This is a genomic window from Bacillus sp. FSL W7-1034, assembly GCF_038593365.1.
GTDB lineage: Bacteria > Bacillota > Bacilli > Bacillales > Bacillaceae > Bacillus > Bacillus altitudinis.
On record NZ_CP151989.1, the window covers coordinates 1,746,253 to 1,770,300 of the forward strand.

Annotated in this window: 24 protein-coding genes and 2 pseudogenes; 19 read left to right on the top strand and 7 right to left on the bottom strand. The window is 39.5% G+C overall.

The features are described 5' to 3' along the window. Entirely contained in the window at window positions 1-981 is a 981-nt protein-coding gene (nrdF, locus tag NST73_RS08890; protein WP_024720404.1) for a class 1b ribonucleoside-diphosphate reductase subunit beta, read from the top strand. Window positions 982-1,065: 84 nt separating this feature from the next. After that, window positions 1,066-1,683 carry a hypothetical protein gene (locus NST73_RS08895; protein WP_007499431.1) on the top strand — a complete coding sequence of 206 codons (618 nt, stop codon included), beginning with the start codon at window positions 1,066-1,068 and terminating at the stop codon, window positions 1,681-1,683. A gap of 55 nt (window positions 1,684-1,738) precedes the next feature. Here NST73_RS08895 and NST73_RS08900 read toward each other — a convergent pair whose 3' ends face one another. Then, on the bottom strand, window positions 1,739-2,497 hold the full coding sequence (locus NST73_RS08900) for an N-acetylmuramoyl-L-alanine amidase (RefSeq protein ID WP_138278542.1): 759 nt from the start codon (window positions 2,495-2,497) through the stop codon (window positions 1,739-1,741). Window positions 2,498-2,817: 320 nt separating this feature from the next. On the opposite strand from NST73_RS08900, the gene spoVK reads away from it, so the two are divergent. The 5 genes from spoVK (at window position 2,818) to glnA (ending at window position 8,356) form a co-directional block, all read left to right on the top strand. Then, window positions 2,818-3,777, top strand: coding sequence for a stage V sporulation protein K (spoVK, locus tag NST73_RS08905; RefSeq protein WP_008344008.1), 960 nt, complete (start codon window positions 2,818-2,820; stop codon window positions 3,775-3,777). Window positions 3,778-3,897: 120 nt separating this feature from the next. Continuing rightward, window positions 3,898-5,160, top strand: a complete 1,263-nt coding sequence (hflX, locus tag NST73_RS08910; RefSeq protein WP_342499523.1) for a GTPase HflX — start codon at window positions 3,898-3,900, stop codon at window positions 5,158-5,160. Between the two features lie 18 nt (window positions 5,161-5,178). Beyond that, a complete protein-coding gene (locus NST73_RS08915; RefSeq protein ID WP_342499524.1) occupies window positions 5,179-6,459 on the top strand; it encodes an aminotransferase class I/II-fold pyridoxal phosphate-dependent enzyme in 1,281 nt (426 codons plus the stop codon). Between the two features lie 91 nt (window positions 6,460-6,550). Then, window positions 6,551-6,961: a MerR family transcriptional regulator gene (locus NST73_RS08920; protein WP_007499423.1), complete on the top strand. Its 411-nt coding sequence runs from the start codon at window positions 6,551-6,553 to the stop codon at window positions 6,959-6,961. Between the two features lie 60 nt (window positions 6,962-7,021). Further along, window positions 7,022-8,356 carry a type I glutamate--ammonia ligase gene (gene glnA, locus NST73_RS08925; protein ID WP_007499421.1) on the top strand — a complete coding sequence of 445 codons (1,335 nt, stop codon included), beginning with the start codon at window positions 7,022-7,024 and terminating at the stop codon, window positions 8,354-8,356. Window positions 8,357-8,471: 115 nt separating this feature from the next. On the opposite strand, the gene NST73_RS08930 is transcribed toward glnA, so the two are convergent. Beyond that, window positions 8,472-8,732, bottom strand: a complete 261-nt coding sequence (locus tag NST73_RS08930; RefSeq protein WP_024720407.1) for a YesK family protein — start codon at window positions 8,730-8,732, stop codon at window positions 8,472-8,474. A gap of 34 nt (window positions 8,733-8,766) precedes the next feature. Continuing rightward, window positions 8,767-9,186: a hypothetical protein gene (locus tag NST73_RS08935; protein WP_024720408.1), complete on the bottom strand. Its 420-nt coding sequence runs from the start codon at window positions 9,184-9,186 to the stop codon at window positions 8,767-8,769. A 190-nt stretch (window positions 9,187-9,376) separates the two neighbouring features. On the opposite strand from NST73_RS08935, the gene NST73_RS08940 reads away from it, so the two are divergent. The 5 genes from NST73_RS08940 (at window position 9,377) to NST73_RS08960 (ending at window position 14,373) form a co-directional block, all read left to right on the top strand. After that, a complete protein-coding gene (locus tag NST73_RS08940) occupies window positions 9,377-10,222 on the top strand; it encodes an SMI1/KNR4 family protein (protein WP_284725267.1) in 846 nt (281 codons plus the stop codon). Between the two features lie 398 nt (window positions 10,223-10,620). Further along, window positions 10,621-11,730 (top strand): RapH N-terminal domain-containing protein, encoded by a 1,110-nt coding sequence (locus tag NST73_RS08945; protein WP_039166523.1) that lies wholly within the window; start codon window positions 10,621-10,623, stop codon window positions 11,728-11,730. Next, complete coding sequence (locus tag NST73_RS08950; protein ID WP_259254329.1) at window positions 11,731-11,865, top strand: hypothetical protein; 135 nt, start codon at window positions 11,731-11,733, stop codon at window positions 11,863-11,865. 88 nt (window positions 11,866-11,953) lie between these two features. Continuing rightward, window positions 11,954-13,879: a T7SS effector LXG polymorphic toxin gene (locus NST73_RS08955; protein ID WP_144665462.1), complete on the top strand. Its 1,926-nt coding sequence runs from the start codon at window positions 11,954-11,956 to the stop codon at window positions 13,877-13,879. Between the two features lie 5 nt (window positions 13,880-13,884). Next, window positions 13,885-14,373 (top strand): immunity protein YezG family protein, encoded by a 489-nt coding sequence (locus NST73_RS08960; RefSeq protein ID WP_144665464.1) that lies wholly within the window; start codon window positions 13,885-13,887, stop codon window positions 14,371-14,373. A gap of 69 nt (window positions 14,374-14,442) precedes the next feature. On the opposite strand, the pseudogene NST73_RS08965 reads toward NST73_RS08960, so the two are convergent. Continuing rightward, window positions 14,443-14,909, bottom strand: a pseudogene (locus NST73_RS08965) (macro domain-containing protein). A gap of 185 nt (window positions 14,910-15,094) precedes the next feature. Between NST73_RS08965 and NST73_RS08970 the strand changes: the two are divergent. Together NST73_RS08970 and NST73_RS08975 are read left to right on the top strand one after the other, a co-directional pair. After that, window positions 15,095-15,626: pseudogene (locus NST73_RS08970) on the top strand (GNAT family N-acetyltransferase). A 140-nt stretch (window positions 15,627-15,766) separates the two neighbouring features. Next, window positions 15,767-16,348: an undecaprenyl-diphosphatase gene (locus NST73_RS08975; RefSeq protein ID WP_342499525.1), complete on the top strand. Its 582-nt coding sequence runs from the start codon at window positions 15,767-15,769 to the stop codon at window positions 16,346-16,348. Between the two features lie 57 nt (window positions 16,349-16,405). Here NST73_RS08975 and NST73_RS08980 read toward each other — a convergent pair whose 3' ends face one another. Beyond that, window positions 16,406-16,777 carry an iron chaperone gene (locus NST73_RS08980; protein WP_024720418.1) on the bottom strand — a complete coding sequence of 124 codons (372 nt, stop codon included), beginning with the start codon at window positions 16,775-16,777 and terminating at the stop codon, window positions 16,406-16,408. A 385-nt stretch (window positions 16,778-17,162) separates the two neighbouring features. Here NST73_RS08980 and NST73_RS08985 point away from each other — a divergent pair, with 385 nt between their 5' ends. From NST73_RS08985 to NST73_RS09005, 5 genes are all read left to right on the top strand, one after another. Then, on the top strand, window positions 17,163-17,816 hold the full coding sequence (locus NST73_RS08985) for a CotZ-related putative spore coat protein (protein WP_096881450.1): 654 nt from the start codon (window positions 17,163-17,165) through the stop codon (window positions 17,814-17,816). Window positions 17,817-17,890: 74 nt separating this feature from the next. Then, window positions 17,891-18,235: an S-Ena type endospore appendage gene (locus NST73_RS08990; RefSeq protein WP_008343952.1), complete on the top strand. Its 345-nt coding sequence runs from the start codon at window positions 17,891-17,893 to the stop codon at window positions 18,233-18,235. A 44-nt stretch (window positions 18,236-18,279) separates the two neighbouring features. Further along, window positions 18,280-19,353 carry a collagen-like protein gene (locus tag NST73_RS08995; RefSeq protein WP_342499526.1) on the top strand — a complete coding sequence of 358 codons (1,074 nt, stop codon included), beginning with the start codon at window positions 18,280-18,282 and terminating at the stop codon, window positions 19,351-19,353. 245 nt (window positions 19,354-19,598) lie between these two features. Next, complete coding sequence (locus NST73_RS09000; RefSeq protein ID WP_342499527.1) at window positions 19,599-20,711, top strand: tetratricopeptide repeat protein; 1,113 nt, start codon at window positions 19,599-19,601, stop codon at window positions 20,709-20,711. A 463-nt stretch (window positions 20,712-21,174) separates the two neighbouring features. Continuing rightward, on the top strand, window positions 21,175-21,396 hold the full coding sequence (locus NST73_RS09005) for a hypothetical protein (RefSeq protein ID WP_178930202.1): 222 nt from the start codon (window positions 21,175-21,177) through the stop codon (window positions 21,394-21,396). Between the two features lie 38 nt (window positions 21,397-21,434). Here NST73_RS09005 and NST73_RS09010 read toward each other — a convergent pair whose 3' ends face one another. Next, entirely contained in the window at window positions 21,435-22,130 is a 696-nt protein-coding gene (locus NST73_RS09010; protein WP_008343947.1) for a YoaK family protein, read from the bottom strand. A 34-nt stretch (window positions 22,131-22,164) separates the two neighbouring features. Continuing rightward, window positions 22,165-24,030 (bottom strand): DNA ligase D, encoded by a 1,866-nt coding sequence (locus NST73_RS09015; RefSeq protein ID WP_342499528.1) that lies wholly within the window; start codon window positions 24,028-24,030, stop codon window positions 22,165-22,167. Between the last annotated feature and the right edge of the window lie 18 nt (window positions 24,031-24,048).

Sequence of the window (24,048 nt, forward strand, 5' to 3'; positions counted from 1 at the left end):
GTGACAAAAATTTATGATGCAGCCAACTGGTCAAAACACGAAGACGATTTTACACAAATGTTTTACAACCAAAACGTCAAGCAATTCTGGCTTCCAGAAGAGATTTCCTTAAACGGGGATCTCTTAACATGGAAATATTTAGGTGAAAAAGAGCAGGATACGTACATGAAGGTACTGGCTGGACTGACGTTACTTGATACAGAACAAGGAAATACAGGAATGCCGATAGTGGCTGAACATGTGGACGGTCATCAGCGTAAAGCCGTGTTAAACTTTATGGCCATGATGGAAAATGCAGTGCATGCAAAATCATACTCAAATATCTTCATGACACTTGCACCGACTGAAACGATTAGTGAAGTATTTGAATGGGTCAAGAAAAATAAATTCTTGCAAAAGAAAGCAGATATGATTGTAGGTCTGTACCGTTCCATTCAAAAGGATGACCCGATTTCATTATTTAAAGCAATGGTTGCTTCAGTGTATTTAGAAAGCTTCCTATTCTATAGCGGCTTTTACTACCCGCTATATTTCTATGGTCAAGGAAAGCTCATGCAAAGTGGTGAAATCATTAACTTGATTTTGCGCGATGAAGCGATTCACGGTGTGTATGTTGGATTATTAGCACAAGAAATTTACAACAAACAAACACCTGACGTGCAAAAAGAGCTTTATGATTTCTCTATCGATCTGCTTAATGAGCTTTATGAAAATGAACTTCATTACACTGAGGATATTTATGACCAAGTCAATTTATCGCATGATGTGAAAAAGTTCATTCGTTACAATGCCAATAAAGCGTTAATGAACCTTGGATTTGCCCCTTACTTTGAAGAAGAAGAGATCAACCCAATTGTATTGAACGGACTCAATACAAAAACAAAGTCACATGACTTCTTCTCAATGAAAGGGAACGGCTACAAAAAGGCAACAGTTGAGCCGTTAAAAGATGACGATTTCTTCTTTGGAGATGAATCATAATTAAAACGCAAAAGTCAAAACGCATCACTCGTTTTGGCTTTTTGCCATTTCTAACAATGTGTTACATACTGGAGGTTACCGAACATGGGAAAAATGGACGAAATGATTTTAGTTGCACCGCGCGCACGCGTGTTCCAAAACGAAACACTTGCGTTTAATGGTGTGAATAGTGAAGAGAAAACAATCAGCACCATTATGAAAGAGATCGAAGAGCACTTCGAGCAGATGCGAAGAGGCGATGCAGAAGAAAATCCTGACTTCAAACAGCCGATACCTTATGTCGTGATTAAGCGTGAGGACGAAGTGTATGTATATGAAAGACTTCAAGGTGGGGGAGAGACGCGCTTACATCATAAGTTATCTCTTGGCTTTGGGGGTCATATGAATTTCATTGAAGGAAAAAAATTTGCTGAGATTCTAAAAGAAAATACCGATCGTGAACTGGACGAGGAACTTTCGATTCAAGAAGAAGACAAACTTGAGATGAAAACCCTTGGACTCATTAATGATGATGACAACAGTGTCGGCCGTGTGCACATCGGACTGTTATCAGCCCTTGAATTATCGCCGGGTGCTCATGTAGAAGTAAAAGAAACAGATCAAATCTCAGGAAAATGGATGAAAGTAACAGATTTGAAAAAGCCTGAGTACTTCGATCGTCTTGAAACATGGTCTCAATTTGTCGTGAACATTTTAGCATAATTGGATAGACAACAAACCGGCTCTAAAGATGACTTGAGCCGGTTTGTTTTTTAGATTATTGAAAAACGAATGCGTCGTGACCGGCCTGCTTTAATCGAGAGACGAGGTCATCTGCATTTTGCTTTGAACGGAAAGCGCCAGCTTGGACTCGGTACATGCCGCTATCCAGTACGACCAGCGCTTCAAATCCTTTGGATTTGAGTGTAGCTGCTAGTTCATCCGCATTGGCTTTGACCTTGAAAGCCCCTGCTTGCACTTTATATAGGTTACTTGCTTTTTTTTTCAATTGAAGGGCTTTTTCTAATCCAGTGGCATGAGCACGAGCGATCCCTTGAAGGAAAGTAGCGTTACGGAGCTTATTTGCATCAGCTACCGTATCAATGAAACCGTTTTCAGTTAAAATGGCAGACATAGAAGTTTCCCGCAGAACGTGGAAGTTCGCCGTTTTCTTGCCGCGGTCGGCAAAATCAACGGAGCGGACAATCTCATCATGAAGGGCATTGCGATACGTGGTGGTTGGTGCTGAAACGCCAGGGTACACATAACTTTCAAAACCTGTGCCTCCGCCAGCATTAATATGAATAGACACGAAATAGTCAGCTCCCCAGCTGTTTGCCGCATTCGTACGCTGGGATAACGTGACGGATTGGTCAATTGAACGACTTAAGCGGACGGAAACCCCATCATATTCACTAATCAACATATCTCTCAGAAAAAGCGCAATTTGCAGTGTGATATTTTTCTCCAAAAGTCCATTAGCAGCAGCTCCAGAATCTGTTCCTCCGTGGCCAGGATCAATAAAAATTTTCACCATCTATTCATCACCTCGTCTTTATTTTATGAGGAAATAGAAAAATTGCCTGTACAAAATGCGGAAATCATTGAGACTCTTTTCTGCACAATTTGTGATGAAAAAGCGCCATTTTTCTAAGAAAAAACAAATTGTTGGTTTGTCCGCCCGAAATGGATGAATACAATGGAAATAGCACATCATTTCCTGGGAAACCGCACAATCCCCTACAATAACCGGTATCTCGGGTCATTTTGACAGTAAACAGATGCTAGTGCGGGCGATTGTCACGATTACAGCTCCACCCGAATAGATTAAAGAGAGAAGAGCGAGAGGTGAATACGTTGGAGCGAGCTGTCACATATAAAAATAACGGCCAAATCAACATTATACTTAATGGACAGAAGCAAGTATTGGTTGATGCAGATTCAGAGGCAGAATACCTAGAGGCCTTGCAAAAAAATGAGGCCAAACACAGCATCTTACGAGAAATAGAACGAGAAATGAACAGCCTTGTCGGGATGGATGAAATGAAACGAAACATAAAAGAAATTTATGCTTGGATTTTTGTCAATCAAAAAAGACAAGAACAAGGATTAAAGGTAGGAAAACAAGCGCTTCATATGATGTTTAAAGGAAATCCTGGCACAGGGAAAACAACGGTTGCACGGCTTGTCGGGAAGCTTTTCTTTGAAATGAATGTTCTTTCAAAGGGGCACTTAATTGAAGCGGAACGAGGAGATCTGGTTGGAGAATACATTGGACATACAGCTCAAAAAACAAGAGATTTGATTAAAAAATCACTAGGCGGCATTTTGTTCATCGATGAAGCCTATTCTCTTGCCCGCGGAGGAGAGAAGGATTTCGGGAAAGAAGCCATTGATACCCTTGTAAAACATATGGAGGATAAGCAGCATGAATTCATTCTCATCTTAGCTGGATACTCCAAGGAAATGGATCATTTTCTTTCTCTAAATCCTGGTCTGCAATCGAGATTTCCGATCAATATCAACTTCCCTGATTATACGGTCGATCAGCTGATGGATATTGCAAAACGGATGATGGCCGATCGGGAATATGTCTTTACCCAAGAGGCAGAATGGAAACTGCGAGACTATTTAATGCACATCAAGAGCACAACGAGTCCTGCTAAATTCAGCAACGGCCGTTTTGTGCGAAACACCATTGAAAAAGCGATTCGAACTCAGGCGATGAGGCTGCTTCTTGTGGATCATTATGATAAAAAAGACTTACTTACGATTAAAAGCCATGATCTGCAAATGAAAGAGGATACGCCTTCTTGAAATGGCGTATCCTTTTTGTAAAGAGACAAGAAATTAAACCTTCCGAATGGTGGTATACGTGTGGTGTGTTTGGTATGATGGTACTACTGAAACTTAAGTACAGAAAGGAAACAACTGACGTTGAATGAACATGAAATGATCGAAAAAGCGATCCTTGTCGGCTGTCAACTGCCGCATATAACGGATGAACGCTTTCAATATTCTATGGAAGAATTAGCTTCCTTAACCAAAACAGCTGGCGGTGAAGCTGTCAGCATCATGACGCAAAAAAGAAATAGACAAGACAGCGCGACTTACATCGGGAAAGGGAAAGTGGAAGAGCTTGAAGTGCTTTCCGACGAGTTAGACTGTGACGTTATTATTTTTAACGACGAGCTTTCGCCTAGCCAGTTAAAAGCTTTGGCGACTGCCTTAGATGTGAAAATTATTGACCGTACGCAATTGATTCTAGACATCTTTGCCAAAAGAGCCCGTACAAGAGAGGGGAAGCTGCAAATAGAGCTTGCCCAGCTTCAGTATGCCTTGCCAAGACTAAGTGGACAAGGGATCAGCCTTTCAAGACAAGGCGGCGGAATTGGCGCAAGAGGTCCAGGTGAAACAAAACTTGAAACAGACAGGCGTCATATTCGAAACCGCATACACGAAATTCACGGACAACTGTCTGCAGTCAAAGAACATCGCACGAGATACCGGGAACGACGGAAGAAAAATGGCGTATTCCAAATCGCTATTGTTGGGTACACAAATGCCGGGAAATCAACATTGTTTAACCAGTTAACAGAAGCGGATAGCCATGAAGAAGATTTGCTGTTTGCTACACTTGACCCAATGACGCGTAAAATGACACTTGAATCTGGCTACAGTGTACTGATTTCCGATACAGTTGGTTTTATTCAAGACCTTCCAACCACACTGATTGCAGCATTTCGTTCCACTCTTGAAGAAGTAAAAGAAGCAGACTATTTGCTTCATGTGATCGATTCTTCGAATGAGGATTATGAAGGGCATGAACGAACGGTTCATAAGCTTTTAGAAGAATTAGAAGCTGACCGTATTCCGATGCTGACTGTCTATAACAAAAAAGACCAAATCCGGCCGGATTTTATCCCTTCCTCAAAGCAGCGCCACATTTTAATCAGTGCTAGGCGCGAGGAAGATGTGAAGCGGTTAAAAACGGATATCATGGCTGAACTGAAAAAAGATTTTTTAAAGCCATATCATGTAAGAATTCCGGCATATGAAGGAAAACTCATATCTGCCTTAAAGTCAGAAACCTTGGTGGAATCACTGGAATTTCAAAAGGAAGCAGAGCTTTATGACATCACTGGATTTAGTGGTGAGGAGCAAACCATATTAGGACAAATCAAGAAGTATATGTTGTAGGAAAGGAATTAAATCACGATGTTTCACACTTTAAAACATGGCACCATTTTAGAAAAAATAGCAGCAGAAGCAGAACAAGACATTTCACAAATACATCAGCAAATTGATCGAAAGAGTGAACAAAATGAGTGGCGGGTTCTTGAAAGCTACCGGAAACATAAAGTCAGCGACTCTCATTTTAACCCGACAACTGGTTATGGCTACGATGATATGGGAAGAGACACGTTAGAAAAGATCTATGCGGATGTATTTGGAGGGGAAAGCGGTCTTGTACGCCCGCAGATTATTTCTGGAACACATGCCATTTCCATCGCCTTATTTGGTGTGCTAAGACCTGGTGATGAATTGATCTACATGACGGGGAAACCTTACGATACCCTAGAAGAGATTGTCGGGATTCGCGGCAAAGAAGGGACAGGCTCATTAAAAGATTTTCAGATCGATTACAAAGCCATTGATTTGCGTCAAGATGGATCTGTCGATTTCGACAAAGTCAAAGAATCTATTTCCCCAAAAACAAAAGTCATCGGAATTCAGCGTTCTAAAGGTTATGCGTCAAGACCATCCTTTACAATAGAAGAAATTGAACAAATGATTTCATTTGTGAAAGACATCAATGAGGACATCATTGTATTTGTTGACAACTGTTATGGTGAATTTACTGAATTACAAGAGCCGTGTCATGTGGGTGCAGACCTTATGGCAGGTTCGCTCATTAAAAACCCAGGCGGCGGCCTTGCCAAAACGGGCGGCTACATTGTTGGAAAAGAAAAATGGGTAGAAGCTTGCTCTTATCGAATGACATCTCCAGGCATCGGCAGTGAAGCGGGTGCATCGCTGTATGCGCTTCAGGAAATGTATCAAGGATTTTTCTTAGCACCGCATGTTGTTGCACAAAGTTTAAAAGGCGCCGTGTTTACAGCGCGTTTTCTTGAAAAACTCGGGTTCCAAACAAACCCGGCGTGGAATGCGAAAAGAACCGACTTGATTCAATCTGTAGAATTTGGAGACCCTAAAAAAATGATTGCATTTTGTCAGGCGATTCAATATGCATCACCGATTAACAGTCATGTCACACCGCATGCAAGCTATATGCCGGGATACGAGGACGATGTTATTATGGCAGCGGGCACATTTGTCCAAGGAGCCAGCATTGAATTATCAGCTGATGGTCCGATTAGACCGCCTTACACAGCCTATGTTCAGGGTGGTCTCACGTACGCCCATGTAAAAAATGCCATTTGCAGTGCTGTAGATGCCTTACTAGAGCAAGGTTTTATTGATGTGCCTGCTCGATAAAAAAATCCATGTTAATATTCCTAACATTTCGTTGACACATAATATAACATGACATATAATAAATTTAAGCAAAGAGGAGGAGACAGTTGAGATGAGTGATAACATTCGCCGCTCAATGCCTTTATTCCCAATTGGGATTGTCATGCAGCTAACAGAATTATCTGCAAGACAAATTCGCTATTATGAGGAAAATGGTTTAGTATTTCCAGCGAGAAGTGATGGGAATCGCCGATTATTTTCTTTCCATGATGTTGATAAATTACTAGAAATCAAAAACCTCATCGAACAAGGTGTAAACATGGCAGGAATCAAAAAACTTTTTGCCAAAGCTGAGGCAGAAAATCCATCGTCTGAAACAAAGACAGAGGAGAAAACCACAGCGAAGCACAACTTGACAGATGATGAACTCAGGAAGCTACTGAAGAAGGAACTCATTCAGGCTGGACGTTTCCAACAAGGAACGACCTTTAGGCAGGGGGATATGTCAAGGTTCTTCCGTTAACCAATTAGCAAAAGCATTGCTATACACATTTTACCTTTTGTAGGGGAGGAGTTTTACGAAATGGCAAAGTACACAAGAGAAGATATCGTAAAATTAGTAAATGAGGAAAACGTAAAGTACATCCGTCTGCAATTTACAGACATTCTCGGAACAATTAAAAATGTTGAGATTCCTGTGAGCCAGTTAGAAAAAGCTCTCGATAACAAATGTATGTTTGATGGTTCATCTATTGAAGGGTTTGTACGTATCGAAGAATCAGATATGTACCTATATCCAGATCTAAACACGTTTGTTATTTTCCCTTGGACAGCAGAAAAAGGTAAAGTTGCACGCTTTATTTGTGACATTTATAAGCCAGACGGAACACCATTTGATGGAGACCCTCGTAACAACTTAAAGCGTATCTTGAAGGAAATGGAAGAACTAGGATTTAGTGATTTCAACCTTGGACCTGAGCCAGAATTCTTCTTATTTAAATTAGACGAAAAAGGCGAGCCAACGCTCGAACTAAACGATAAAGGTGGATATTTTGACCTTGCACCAACAGATTTAGGTGAAAACTGCCGCCGTGACATCGTGCTTGAGCTTGAAGAAATGGGCTTTGAAATTGAAGCTTCTCACCACGAAGTAGCACCTGGTCAGCATGAAATTGATTTCAAATATGCAGGCGCCATCCGTTCTTGTGATGACATTCAAACGTTCAAGCTTGTTGTGAAAACAATCGCTAGAAAGCACGGTCTTCATGCGACATTCATGCCAAAACCATTGTTCGGTGTAAACGGATCTGGTATGCACTGTAACCTATCTTTATTTAAAAATGGTAAAAACGCATTCTTTGATGAGAAAGCAGACTTACAATTAAGCGAGACGGCTAGACACTTTATCGCAGGTATTGTGAAGCACGCAACAAGCTTCACAGCGGTCACAAACCCAACAGTGAACTCTTACAAACGTCTTGTTCCTGGCTATGAAGCACCTTGCTACGTAGCATGGAGTGCACAAAACCGCAGCCCATTGATTCGTATTCCAGCATCACGCGGCATTAGCACACGTGTAGAAGTACGCAGTGTAGACCCATCTGCAAACCCATACCTTGCACTAAGCGTATTACTTGCAGCAGGTCTAGACGGAATCAAAAACAAACTAGACGCACCAGCGCCAATCGACAGAAACATCTATGTCATGGACAAAGAAGAGCGCCTTGAAAACGGCATCGCTGACTTACCTGCAACACTTGCAGAAGCACTTGAGCTGCTCAAGTCAAACGAAGTCATGATCAACGCACTAGGCGATCACTTATTCGAGCACTTCATCGAATCAAAAGAAATCGAATGGGATATGTTCCGCACCCAAGTACACCCATGGGAACGCGATCAGTATATGTCTCAGTATTAATAAAGAAAACCCCTTGGAGCCATTGGCTTCAGGGTGTTTTTTGAGGGTGTTTTTATTTTAATTAGTATATTTTTATAATCGAAAGAGCCACTTCTTATGCAGAAGTGGCTCTATGTTATTTATGACTAAAATAACTCAAGGTACTATTAATAATTAAGGTGATCACAGATGCAATCAGTAAAGATATACTGATTGCACCCAGTCCTAAACCTTCCCACTTTCCTACGAAAAAACTTATTAATAATAAGATAATACTGATGAGAATGAGAATCGATGGTATTCCATACTGTAAAGGTGCATTCTTTCTTTTAAAGATCAAAGAAACACCCAATATAACAATCGTAAGGATAACTGTTAGCAGCCAAAATGATGACATTTATTGACCTTCCTTCTTTTAAAAATATATGAAATTATTTTATTTCCTCATCCATTACTTTCTTATACTTTTCAAATTCAGCATCTTTCATTTCACCGTTCATTTGTAATAAAAAGTTTCCTTTTGAATAGGTGTGAGAGAAGAACATAGATCCAGCATTGCCTAACTCATCATAATAAGATTTCGCCTGCTGTAAATCAGTTTCATTTCCAAATTTAAAAATCCGTCCACCAGCATTTTCACCTAAGGAAGGAACGAGAATTCTTTTTCCTTCTTCTCTTATATTTCCAAACTCTTTTTGTTTAAGATCAGATGGTTTTTCTGCTTCAAGCCCAGCACTTTTAAAAGCTTCAATAATATTGGCTGTCGTGAGCTGTTTTTCATTTGATGCTGCGCTACTGCAAGCTGTTAGCATCATTAAACAAATAAAAATGAATATAGATAATTTCTTCATATTGGATCCTCCTGATTTTTAGGTGCAAAGGAAATTTTACATGAAGTACCTTCTTTTTACTATCGTTTCGACAAAAATAGACAGCGTGAATGACTAAGTAACAAATATTCTTCTTTTATTTTGATTAAATTGTCAAATATACTCATCAAGGTGGTATACTTATGTGCATATTTTACTAGGAGGCATCACCTTGAAATCATTTTGGGAAATAGACGAGGAAGGTTACTATACGTTAAAAAAGATCAACGAAGCAGAAATAGCTAAAGCTGAAAAGAAACTTGGAGTCATTTTACCAGATACATATAAAAAGCTCATATTAAAACAGAATGGTGGTTATACCGTTCATAATGCTTTTCCAACCACTTACTCTAATTCATGGGCTGAGGATCATATTCAATTTAATCACCTGATGGGTATCGCCGAAGGTGAAGGAATTATGGATAGTGCCTACTTAATAAAAGAGTGGGAGCTGCCAGAAGGGCTTGTTTTGATTAACGGCGATGGCCATACTTGGGTAGCGATGGATTATCGAAAGACGAAAGAGAATCCTGCAATTCATTATTTTGATGTTGAGATGGAAGAAGACTTTAAGTTAGCAGATTCCTTTGATGAATTCATTGAGGGGCTTTATACAGCTGAGTACAGTGTTGATGAGGAAGCAGCAGAGGGTGAATACGAAGAAGAAGAGGAGGAATATATAACTAAAGCAGAACTTGAAGCGATCTTAGAGAAAGAAGCAGCTAATCCAGCCGATATTCATCAAATTACTAAATATCCGTTACAAGATTTAGAAGAAGTAGAGTGGTTCTTTAAAAGAATAAAAAGTTACATTGAATCTGTTAAAGATGAAGACGTTCTTTTTGAAGTAGCTAGAAGCATTGAAACAATCCTTATATTAAGAGTATATACAATGCCAAGTAACGATATTATAAAAAAGACATTATTTGAAATTGTAGACATTTTTGAAAAAACTAAAATTCCTCAGATAACTGTAACAGCTGGAAATTTCGCTGTTAATATTGATTTTTTAGATTAAGGTAAAATTAGAGCATGTAGAGTATACTGTATAGGTTGAATTTTCAAAGAGTGAATGAGAACGGATGTTTAATTATCTGTTTTGATTTCATTATAATATAATTTAGATTGACCCCTTCGTGAACCTGGCTGAAACTCAGTCAGGTCTTTTTATATCAATTTCAAAACAATATTTTGTGAATTTCTTTTTAAAAAATGAAGGTGGTCAATAAAAGAAATAAGTATCAAGTCCTTTCTGGCTACTCTCTCTTTTAACCAACTCTTATAATTGCATACCATTCAATTATTATCATATTTGCGGGATACCGAAAATTTCTATTATGAGCAGATTCACTTTACATATGTTGTAAAATGCGTGTTAGAATTATACTAGGGATTTGTTTAGAAGGGGGTAAAGGAATGTCAGGATTAATTGCCTCTCAGGAGGTAGGGAACATGTTAAACACTTGGAATCTTGCGATACAAAAAGGGGATTTATCGGCAGCTATAGAAATGCAAGATGACATAGACAGGGCAATTGATTTAATGGAAGAAAATCAAGATATTCTTTTGTACTATCAACTTTTGAGCTTTAGGCTTAAGCTGAAACTTCAGAATATTAGCAGAAATTTAGATAAGCCATTCTTTCAGCGGAATGCTCCAGACGAAAAAGAAGAAAAAACAAATAAACTCATGTCATATTACTTCTACTTTTATAATGGGATCTATCATGACTACTTGCAAGATTATGATAAGGCATTAAGTTACTTCAGAATAGCTGAAAAAAAGTTGGCTTATGTTGATGATGAAATAGAAAAAGCTGAATTTCATTATAAAATCGCAGTTCTATTTTATGATTTGAAAATGACCTTTTTATCAAAATATCATGCACAAATTGCGTGTGACACATTTAATGCGCATGAAACATATATCAAAAGACAGATTAACTGTAGGATGCTACATGCGTTAAACTTAATTGATCAATTTGAATATGATAAAGCAAGAGCTCTTTTTAGTGAAGCTGAGAATATGATCGAAAGTATTAATGACAATCATTTAATCATTCATCTATATTACAATATGGGTTTTCTAGAAAGCAAAAAAGAAAATTTAGAAGAAGCATCAGCACTATTTAGGCGCACGTTGAGTTATAAAGAGATCGAAAATCAAGATTTATTGAAGATGAGATGTTTATATGAACTTTCTAGAATAGAAATCTCCAGTAAAAGTAATGACGCGATTGAATGGATTGATCTAGGCATTTCTTTATCAGAACAAGTCAACCATAACGTTTTTCAAATAAAATTTAAATTGTTAAAAGAACTATTGTATGAAAAAAATCAATCTCAATTGAACAATATAAACAATCTGTGTTTAGAGCTTGAAGAGAAAAGAGTATGGGTTGATTTAGAGGAGATTCTGGTTGATGTGGCGAAATATTTAGAGGGGAGAGGCTTGCTGAAACAGTCATTAAATTACTATAAAAGAGCCTTACTCGCAAGCCAGTATGTAGGAAAAGGAGTGAATTAATTGAAGAAGTCGGTTTTTATTACATTTTCACTAGCTGTGGTAGCTCTAGGTACACTTTTCTTTACAAACGGTTTGACTCAACCTCTACATGAAGATGTCCAAACAGTTGCATCAAGAGGTAGCTCTGGAGGTTAATTGGTTAAAAAACGATAAAGTGGATTAAAGTGTCAGGCTCCTTATGGTATTCTGGTAAAAGAATATGCCATAAAGGAGTCTTTTTTATATGAAAATATTAGATGCTCCATCTTTACTTTCAGCTGTCGAACAGAGGTCAAAGGCCTATCATGAGCTTCAAGAAGAGATGAAACTTGTGAAAAAAGCATTAAAAGGTGTATCGGGATTAGGTGATGAGTTTACTGGAAAAGGTGCAGATAATATCAAAGCTTTTTATAATGATCTTGTACTATACACAGACACTTATCTTGATTTTATCGATATGCAAAAGGCTTTTTTAGATGGAGTGAAAGGAAAGCTGGATGATGAATCATTAGGCGGGAGTACATTTATTGATGAACACTTCCTAGATGCTCAATTGAAGCAAGGCATTCAGAACAATAAAGATATGGTCAAGGAACAAAAAGAAGCTCTATCAACGATTTTTGACGATATTAGTGATTTGATTGAATTACAGACATTTTCCAGCAAAAAAGTAGACGAGCATTTAGATGATGCGAACAAAAAAAGAAAAGATGCAATTGAGGCTATACATACATTAGATCATGTTCTAAAAACAGAATACGAAAAATCAGAAGCCATTGAGAAACATCTTGCTACTTTTTATACAAAAATGATGGCTGCTACAGGAAAAGGTAAGAACGCTCAGCCCATGTATTATGATGCAAAAGCATTTCACGAGACAGATGTGTACAAGAATCATGATAAAATTGATGCACAGGTGAAAGCTTACTTAAAAGTGAAAAAAGAAGAAAAAGAGAAACGAAGAATCAAAGAATTGAAGGAAAAGCTCAATGATCCTTCGTGTATATCAGTAGAGAAATACTTTGAGATTGTAGACGAAATTGGATATGAAAATCTTTCTTACGATCAAAAATTGTATTACAGTCAGCTTCTCCAGATCAAAGCGCAGGAAGAAGCATCGGAGGTATTCGTTGATAGTGTAAAAGGTGCTGCAGTGGGTCTATATGATGTAGCAAAAGATACAGTAGTTGGTATCTACGATCTTGTGACAGATCCTGGAGGTGCCGTTGAATCGGTCGTAACGGCTGTTTCTCATCCAATTGAAACGTCGAAAGCGATTGGAAAATCGATTTCAGACTCATTCCAAAAAGAAGTCATAAATGGTGACGCGTATTCGCGGTCACACTGGTTCGCCTATGCGACTGGTTCACTTGCAGAAATTGTCTTTGGTTCTAAAGGTGCAGGAGCCATCACAAAAACAGGCACAACAGCTGCCAAAACAACAGTGAAGAAAGGGCTTGAACAAGGGGCAAAATCATTAGATAGAGTCTCTATTCCGAATCTATTGCCATATTCACCAAAGTTTCAACTAGCAGGTGGAGGGAAACTCCCTTATAACGTGTTTGACGGAGAAAATCTCAAAAATAAACTCCTCTCCATGGCAAAGCGTCTAGACAACAACTCAGGATACGGAATCTCTAAGACAGGCAGAAGATTACCAGCACCCAAATCACCACCGACCGTTGTCAGTTACGGAGATCATTATGTGAGATGGAAACGTAAAAAAGTGCTAAAGCCTAATGTTGTCTATTCAACCAAACAAGGTTACACCTACACAACAGATCACTATGGCCGCATTGTCAAAGTCGAAGCAAGTGATTTAAAATATGGAGAGATGAAAAGAAACCAATATGCTCAATCCAATTCAGGAAAGCCGGATCGATTGCTGGATGATGATGGTGGTCATTTAATTGCGACTATTTTCAAAGGTTCTGGTGATATTGATAATCTGGTGCCGATGAATTCGCAGATTAATCGTAGTGGCGGGAAATGGTATGAGGTGGAACAGAAATGGAGAAAAGCATTAGCATCTGATCCCCCAAAGCGTGTAGAAGTTATAATTGAGCCGAAATATTTAAATGATTCAATTAGACCCTCTGAGTTTGGTGTGTTTTATAGCATAGAAGGAAAAGAAAAGTATCTAATTATTGAAAATAAAATCGGAGGGTGAATAATATGGAAAACATAACAATAGATTCTATCTATCAAAAAATAGCTGAACTTATTCATGATAACATTCCAGTTGAATGGGAAAAAATACGAATGTATACGGAAGTGGTCAAACACGAAGCAGAAATAACTTTTTACTTTAGAAAAAAGGGTGATAAGGAGTTTATTTACGGGCACAATATACCTAAATTATTTAATATCAGTAGATCAATATATATGGATTTTTTAGTTGAATTAACACGATTATTTAGACAGTTAAAAACATTTTATGAAAAAAATAATTATGGTTCATGGACTAATCTCACGCTTGAGATGGAGCATTCAGGTAAATTCTCGATTGAATATGGGTATGAAGATATTTTCTCATTAGGTATTGATGGTGATCAAAGAATAGCTGTTTGGGAATACGAAACGTTCGGATTTCTACCTGAAGATGAGGAAGATAAAGAAGCTGTGCTAGATTATTTGAAAAATAAAGAAGAAAATAGAAAATAGCAAATGACCCTCCATATCAATTAAGGAGGGTTTTTGTAATATTTGTTTCATAATAATTTCTCATTTTACTTATTTAAACCGATAAACCGTCACTTCACACTCACCAAGGACCTCTTCCATCATCTCTCGAACAACCGTCCAATCGCCACCTGCCAAGCCGCAGCCGATCCCATAAGGAATGGCGATAGAATGAAGGGAGTTCTCTTCATTTGGGTTTGTTACTGTCTGTTTTAGATGTTCAAAGCAGCTACGTAATGCGTCGTCATCTGTTTGTTTTGTTTTTCTTCCGTATCCAACTTGAGCGAATAAGTTGGCAATGGTTTTTCCATCGTTTGTTGTGATGAGCTGGACGGAGCTTAATAAGTCATCTCCTTGTTCTGCACATAAACGTTTATAGTCTTTATACACATTTGGGTATTTGCTTTTGATTTGCTTTGCTTTGCTAATCCTGCTCCCATGACACCCTTACAATTCACTTGGTGACAGATGATATCTTCTTCTGCGTCTAAAATATTGCCTTCTACCGTTTTGATCATTTCAAGTCATCCCTTTTCAATAAAATACAAACTTATGTTCTATTATATCAGTTTTGATGACATTATTTCATTACAAAAAGCGCTTGGAGTTTAAAAATGGATACGTCCATGCGATCAAATGATCAAAAACAGTCCATGACATCTAAAATAGTGAAAGATAAAGAAGAAATAGTAAGGAGACCCTTATGGATAAAATAGAAACAAAACGGTTAATTCTTAGACCATTTCGTGATGAAGATGCACCTGGAATGCTTGCATCCAAGAGTAAATTGTTTTCTGGATGATCAAATCTCTACATTAGAAGAAGCGGTCGCTAAGGTGTAAAAAAGAAAAGCAGATCACTCTTATATGGCGATTTGTTTAAAAGAAAGTCAGTTGATTATCGGTGAACTGTTTCATTTAAAAGATGAGCCTGACACGTATTCAATTGGCTGGAATTTTCATGCGTTATATGAAGGGAAGGGATATGCCCGTGAAAGTGCAGAAGCTCTCTTGTCATATCTATTTGTCAATCAAGGAGCAAGGCGCTTATATGCATATGTAGAAGATGACAATGATCGATCTCAAACATTATGTGAGCGTTTAGGCATGAGGAAAGAAGGCCTCTTTCTAGAGTTTGTTTCATTTACTACAAATGAGGATGGCACCCCTAAATATGACAACACCTATCAATATGCTTTGCTGAAAAAAGAATGGGAGCAGTTTCATTCTAAATAGTGCTTTGTTTCTTTGTATCCGGATGACAACGAAGTGACAAAAATGTGAGATGATCCCTTTATTTTGTTCGCTCGATCGATGTCACGGTCTTCTTTTTTCATTTATCCTTTTCCTAAACGAAGCAAAAGGAATGAAATGAGATGCAGGAGTTTAATGAACGGGTATTTCGGTCGATTAATCAACTTAGTATGAATCACGATGTCTTAAATCCAGTTCTTATTGGATTGGCTGAATATTCAGTGATGTTCATTGCGATCATGTTTTTGATCATGTGGTTTCAAAATCGGAGCAGAAGAAACAGATGGATGATGATATCTGCTGGGTTGACCTTTATCTTGGCAGAGATGTTAGGGAAAGTCGCTGGGCTCTTTTATTCCAATCAGCAGCCCTTTGCAGAATTGAATCAAGTCAATCTTTTAATCGAAAAGGAAGTGAACAACTCTTTTCCGAGTGATCACACCATTTTTATTTTTTCCATTTGTATAGTCTTTTGGCTTTTCCACAAGCGTCGTATTTATTGGCTTTTCATTGCCTGCGCTGTAGGGTTTTCAAGGATTTGGGTAGGTGTTCATTATCCATTTGATGTGTTGGCAGGTGCTGTGATCGCTTATTTAACGGCAGTAACGGTTGTTTATTTGCCGCTATTCCAAAAGGGCGTTAGTGTGCTTCTGTCGTGCTATGAATGGGTGGAGCAGAAATGGACAGGAGAGAGAATCAAATAATATGTAAGTCCACGAAAAAACACCCCAATCTGTTATGACATCAGATCGGGGTGTTTATTATTTTCGCCAAAATGTGGAACAATCTGCTTTGTCTTCAATGTTAAATTCGATGATTTTTTTTAACAGAGGATAGTCAATCGGTAAGCTTTCCTTCATCCGAAACATCTTTTTTCCATGGTCATAACCAGCTTGTACAATATCTGCTGAAAAGTGATCAATCCCTTTTCCTTCTGGTGCGACAGAAATGTGGTGTTTTGCGACGCTAAATCCAATAATAAATGTGCCATGATCTGTGAACATGGGCTGATTCCAAGCAATTCTTGGCTCTAATTGAGGGAATGTGTCTGATATCCATTGTAAGATGTCTTGCATGCGCTGTTTCAGCTCTGGATGACTGATGTTACTTACATATTCTTTAAAAACCTGCATTGTTTTCATCCTCCATATTCATCAAGCCTCAGACGGGATTCGAACCCGCACTCCTTTCGTAAGCATAGGCTAGGGGGCAACACGCTTCCCTACGGAATTTCACCGACAGGAGTTTCACCTGTCTCAGCTCATTTGCTTTTCGGTGCTTCTGAAACCCTTGCCTTGCGACCCGCCAGCTACAATTGTTTTACGGCGCTCTTCCCTTCTAGAGCTACTGAGGCACGGAAAGTTCTTGTTCATATTATATAGAGAAACTTGAAAAATGAAAAGCTATGCTCATCATCTAATCCAATCGCACAAAATAGTCAAAGGCACATATGATAAAAGACCATATAGTTATGTATACAGCATGGAATTGGGCTGATTGTAAGTGACAAACCTGTTGATGAGTAAACTAAAAGAGATAAACAATCAAACAAAATTAGAAGGCTTTACTCACAAACGTTCGATGAGTTCTCCCTTTTTGCTCACCATGGAAGATGGGGAACCTTTTTACTCATGGGTGTTTTTTGAAAGAAGTGTGTTTAAGACTTGCTATTTTTCTTTGAGCTCTATCAATGAAAAGCAGAATTGTGTGGTGTTGGAACTTCTTGTACCGTGCTGCAATAGATCAACATGCTGTCAAAAAGTTTTGTATCGATCCAGTTCGAAAATTCTTGTAGATCTTTCTTTTTTATGTGGAATCATTGAAGTAGGGCTTCCTGTATATGATGCGCTTATTTTAAAAAACATAGAATCTCACCACATCTTTCTTTGTTTTTCCACAACGCCCAGTTCGGTGGAAGTATGGCGGAATGGAACAAAATTTCTCAATACGGCAACTGTTGTGTTGCATCATCAAGATCATCAGGATGTACCAGTCGCAATTAGGATTCACACTGGTACATTTTGTTATGATCTTCTTGTCCAAAAAGGAGAAAGTCGTGCGATTACTGTGAAAGATGTGAAATTTATCTTGAAATCTCCATCAACTGAAAATGTGCAAGCACGATTAGACATGCAAATCAACATGGTGCAAAGAAGAAAAATAAAGCTTTGAAGCTGTGATAATCGCACAATCATCCAATATCAATGGATCATAGTCTATCAAGACTAGGTTGAAGGAGGGTTAAAATGGCTATTTTAGGCGGATGTAGTAATGAACAAGCGGGCTTTGTAAATGATGCAGTATGCTTCACACTTGATTTAGCAGCAGCAGCTGATGCAGTTGTCGTCTGGACAGATGGAACACCTTATGTCATAAACGGAACCATCATGGTGGAAAACAATGGGATTGTGGCTGTAGCACCTACTGTGGCTTTAGAGGTAAACGGTACAGCTGTTCCTGATTTCACGGTACCGCCAGGAGAGAGTCGATCCATTACGCTCAGTGATCTGAACTCGATTGGGATTTTAGCTACTGGTGGAACCTCGACTGGAAGTATTGTCGTTTCGTTTTCTCTCAATTATCAGTATTAGTGTGTATGTCTTGAAGATTCCACAGTTTGAAAGTAGTGAGAGACATGTGCGCCCAACTTAATATGTGTGGAGGAATAACCGGCCCGACTGGAGCCACGGGTTCAACAGGAGTAACCGGTGCAACTGGAGCCACGGGTTCAACGGGAGTAACCGGTCCAACCGGCTCAACAGGAGTAACTGGTCCAACTGGAGCCACGGGTTCAACAGGAGTAACTGGCCCAACGGGAGCCACAGGTCCAACCGGTGCAACGGGCACAACAGGTGACACAGGTCCAACGGGAGCCACAGGTTCAACAGGAGTAACCGGTGCAACTGGAGCCACGGGTTCAACAGGAGTAACCGGCGCAACCGGCTCGACGGGTCCAACGGGTCCAACGGGATCCACAGGTTCAACAGGAGTAACTGGTCCAACGGGAGCCACGGGTTCAACAGGAGTAACTGGCCCAACGGGAGCCACAGGTCCAACCGGTGCAACGGGCACAACTGGAGTCACAGGTCCAACCGGTGCAACGGGTCCAACGGGAGCCACAGGTTCAACAGGAGTAACCGGTGCAACTGGAGCCACGGGCACAACTGGAGTCACAGGTCCAACCGGTGCAACGGGTCCAACTGGAGCCACAGGTTCAACAGGAGTAACTGGTCCAACGGGAGCCACGGGTTCAACAGGAGTAACGGGCACAACTGGAGTCACAGGTCCAACCGGTACTAGTTTAACAACTAACTCGATGTACGCATCCAATACGTCGGGAAGTACGGTGCTGGTTGTTTTAGGCGGAACGGCAGTGACGCTGCCTAATAACCAAAGTTTAGATGGATTTACCGTAAGTGGTGGTAATACGGTGTTTACTGTACCTGTTTCAGGGCGGTATTTTATCACGTATCAAGTAAATACAAGCGCTGCACTTCTGGCAGGAACAAGGGTGATTAACAACGGAACACCCATAGCAGGGTCTATTTTAACACCTGCTTTATCTACATCTACCTACAATGTATCTCTCATTACAACACTTGCAGCAGGGAATCAAATTTCTCTTCAAATATTCGGTTTAGTCGCAACCGTAGTATTACTTGGCGGGGGATCTGTTGGAGCGGCATTAACCATTATCAGATTGGAATAAATCCAAAAAGCCCAATAAGGGCTTTTTTTTCAATTCAACCGTGTCCTTTAATAGAAAAAAGACGGAATTTTTAGTGTATACATCATTGACTAGGAGAAAGAAACGCAATAACAAAGGAATCAGTTATTGAAGATTCAAGTGATTCATATTAAAATGATGTCAAATGGACGAATTAGCAATTGCTAATAGAAGTTCCATATTTAGTGAAATCATGTGGTGTAGCTGAAGGTGATTGGGGGTGTAGAATGAGCAAAGTTCCTGTGGCGGAATTGGCATCACTATTAAATGACTGGAACATGGAAATCAAAAAAGATCATGCAGATGAGGCAGAACGGCTATTTGCTAAAGCGAAACAGGCAGTAGAGGAAATTGATGATGCTGACATCCTCATGTATTATTCTCTTCTAGAGAAAAGGCATCATATTCTGATGTACAATTTAAGAGGGCAAAAAGGCAATGTTTCAACGAAAAGTATAGAAGGCCATTATGGGAAAAAAGATGATGATTTGTCTAATCGCCTTGCTTATTATTTTGATTTTTATGAGGGTGTGTATGAACAGCATCAGGGGAATTATGAGGTTGCATTACAGATGTATCAAAGTGCGGAAAAGCTCTTAGATAAAATTCCAAGTGAAATCGAACGCGCTGATTTCGATTTTAAGGTCGCGTGGCTTTACTATCGCCTGAGTCATATTATGCTTTCATTAAGTTATATTCGTAGGGCTCTACACGTCTATAAACGTCACAAGCACTATGAAAGAAGAACTGCACTTTCATATTCTCTTATTGCAGCCAACCTTACAGAGATTGGCAGGTACGAAGAAGCGCTTGAGAATTATCGTTTAGCGGAAGAAGTGTTGACTAGCGAACAGGATGATTTTATGCTGGCTCAGCACCACCATAATGTGGCCATTTTATATTCATTTTGGAATAAACCGAAAGAATCTATACGACATCTTGAAAAAGCAATGTCTCATCAAGAGTATTATGATTCAGATTTCTTTTTCCATTCTACGTATCTGATCAGCCGGGAACTCTGTGTCATTGGTGAAAAGCAGCGTGCAAGCCAGTATATAGAGGCTGCATATGCCCGAATGAAAGAAGCTTCTCATGAAGTGTTTCAGCTCAAAATAGGCATCGTACATGATCTTTACTTAACGAATGTGCCACAAAGATTTCAGCTAATTAATGAGAAATTAAGAAAGTTAGAAGAAAAGAATGAATATCATGAAGTGAAAGAGCTTTCTCACTTTGCTGCAAAGTATTGTGAAAAGCAAGCACTTTATGAGCAGTCTGTTTTTTACTTGAATAAAAGTTTAGAAGCGGATTTACATATGAAAAGAATGGGGTTGATATAAGATGAAAACAGGATTAAAAGTATTATTCGTTGTAGGTTTAGCGGTCGCTGCGGCTGTTTTAACTGAAAATGTAGCGGGTTCTTTCGAAGTAGCAGAAAAAATCATTGGTGGTTAATCACCCAATCATATCCTCGCCCTTGTTGAGAATCATCAGCAAGGGTTTTTTATATGGGTGAAAATAGGCTCTTCTTATTAAACGCTACAAGAACGTTTAATAAGAAGAATTCGCAACAAAGGGGGTGTGCAAATTTGTTACCTGCTCCATTATTCTAAATAAACATTGGGCAGAGCAACAAGTTAAAAAGGTCACCTTTCTTTGCTTAATTTAATTTTTTGCAGGACTTTTCATTCAAATTTCATCAAATTGGTCTATTGTACATAGAAATTGTTACAAAAGAGGGAACACCGCTCCATTTGTCACGCATATGATGAGATGAGGTGTAAGTTGAAGGCAGGTGATTGTATGGATTCACGGGTGTATGGAGGCTTTCATGGAGGCGGTTTTAGCGGCGGAGCAGTGGGCCCTCATATTGGCTTTGGCGGGTATTATTTGAGCCCTGGTGTGTACTCTGGCTTAGGAGGTTATCCTGGTTATGGCGGATTCGGGACGTTTTCTGGATATTCTCCATATGGCTCCACATTCATTATGGGGCGTCCTCCTGGTTTTTATGTAAGAAGTTATTAGTGTTTCATCACAGTGATTGAAATAGCCATCTAAGATGGCTATTTCAATTGGTGAAAGTGCTTAAATGTAGCTGTGATCACAATAACCCCGAGGATGCAAATAGGCAGCCAAATGATGATAAACGGATCGTAAGCATCTGTATACGCAGCTAAAGCAGCACCTAGGCAGTAAAAGACAATAGAACCTATTCGCAGCAAGCTCACATGTTGAATAGGGGCTTTTCTTTTTTCCCGATTTGATAAGCGTTGCGCCAAATCTTCAAATAAGTTAGCAAGTGTACTCGTTAAAACAGTTGTAGAAATGCCAGCGACATTTAATTTGCGTGCGGCCGCCGTTTGCATGCCCATCGCCATACTTAAAAGGATAATCAGCATAAAATAAGCACCTTGCGTATAAGGAAAAATGGTCATAAGAGCAAATAGAAGCAAGATGATGACTTCTATGATAAAGATGCGTGTAACGGCTTTTGGCCAAAATGTTTTTTCTTGTTTTCCACCTATGACAACAGCTAGTAAAACACCTAGAACAAATCCGCTAAGTGCCGTGATGGAATGAAGAGCGGTTAACTGCAATGAACTGCCTGCTGCAATGCCAAGCAGTACAATATTTCCCGTCATATTTGCTGTAAACACATGCCCTAGGCTTAAATAGCCGATAACATCCACTATTCCTGCGGTAAGACATAAGAACATCAGGGCAATGTTTCGTATTGAGTGTGCGGTCAAAATGGTCATCCCTTTCTTTCTCTCTAATGAATAAGTGTAACGCTTAATGACCGCGTATGTCCATTTTATGAGCTGGTAACATGTCCTTCAGCTGATATAAAACTTGTCGAAAAGAATCATCATTCACATGGTGCCTCATTTGCCGGAATGGGTCGCCTTTTTCCTTTAGACGTTTCATAACAGCCGGCATCGTAAATAAAGAAGGGTGACATTCTTCACTATTTAATTCTTCCCATTCAATCGGTGTTGCAACAAGTCCGAGCTCGTTTCCTCTCGGGGAATACGGGGCGATGATTGTTTTTCCAGCATCATGTTGAAGGTAGTCTAAATATAAACGGTTGCCGCGGTTTTTCTTTAGACGCTCTAGCGTAAACAGCTCAGGTGCTTGTTCACATAAAAATTGGCAGATGAACGCAGTGAATTGTCTAGTTTGTTCATATGTGAAGGCATTTTTCTTCAATGGGATATAAACTTGTAGCCCTTTCCCACCACTTGTTTTAATAAATGCGGTGAGAAAGAGTCCATCTAAAATGACCTTGATTCGTTTGGCTGCTTCTATTGCTAGGTGAAACTCTTTAACAGAAGGCGGATCTAAATCAAATACAATTTCTACAGGCCGATCTGTATCTCTCGTTTCAAAAGGAATATGAAATTCCATCGCCAGCTGGTTACCAAGCCAAAGCAACGTGTCAGGATCATTACAGATTGTGTAAGTAATATCGTGCGCTTGATCTGTCTCAACAAAATCAGGCGCATAATCGGGCGTTGCCTTTTGATAAAAAAATTCTCCACCAGTGCCATGAGGAAAGCGTATTAACGTAAGACGTCTTTCACGTAAAAAGGGTAATAAATAGGGAGCGGCTTGCCTCAAATAAAGTAAGTAATCTGCCTTTGTGATATGAAGGGCAGGTACAACCGGTTTCTCTGGGTGGGTGATGTCAATCAAAGCTGGGAGCGGATAAAGCTGTTTGAGCATGTGTTGAAAGGTACACGTTGCTGGGTCTGCATCGAATAAAAACGAAGAAAACCGGGGCTCTCGTAAGGCTGATCCATCAAAAGAGATACAGGCAATCTTTGCGACAATGGATGGTGGGATTTCATAATGTGATGCTCCAGTCATTTGACCTTTGGTTAGAAATAAGGTGCGCAGGGTTTGTTCTTCTTCTTTAGAAAAACCATGCTTAAATTGGACAACCTCTATGAGATTCGTTTCTTGATAAAGACATCCTTGAAAATAGCCATTGTCTTTATCAAAACGAGTCACGATGACAGATACATACCGCCAATTTTTGATTTTGAGCCATTCTTTCGAGCGGGTATGCTCCTGCCATTTACTCATCTTCTTTTTAGCAACTAATCCTTCCGCTAAATAGGTCAGCATGATTTTTTTCATGTCATCAGGGCTGCTATCGGTTTGGATGATTTGAAGAAGAGAGGGGTGATTCAGCTGAACGGAGGGAGGAAGATTTGCTTCTTGGAACACCTTATGCAGCTCAGCTTTTCTTTCAATCAGCGGTAAATCAACGAGGGATTTCCCTTTAAATCTCAATAGATCAAATGCAATCAAATGACATGGAAACCGCTTAGCCTGGCGTTGAATGGTTTCTGTGTTTTTCAGGCGGCCTCTTTGCTGAACCTTTGTAAAGTCGCTTTCTTGTTCACTCAGTAAAAAGACCAATTCTCCATCTAGGGTCAGCGGTAAAAAAGGTGCAAGCTGCTTTGTTAGTTGCTGGCACTGATCAATGACTTCAGGAAATTGTTCATTTAATCGCTTTCCGGCTCTGCTCTCTAAATGGATGGTGTCTTTTTCCCAAATAAGAATGGCCCTGAAGCCGTCATATTTTAATTCATACAGCCAGTCTGCTCCAACAGGAATATCATGTGCAGACGTTAAACGCATCGGTTTCATTGTGTTTTTCACTTCCTT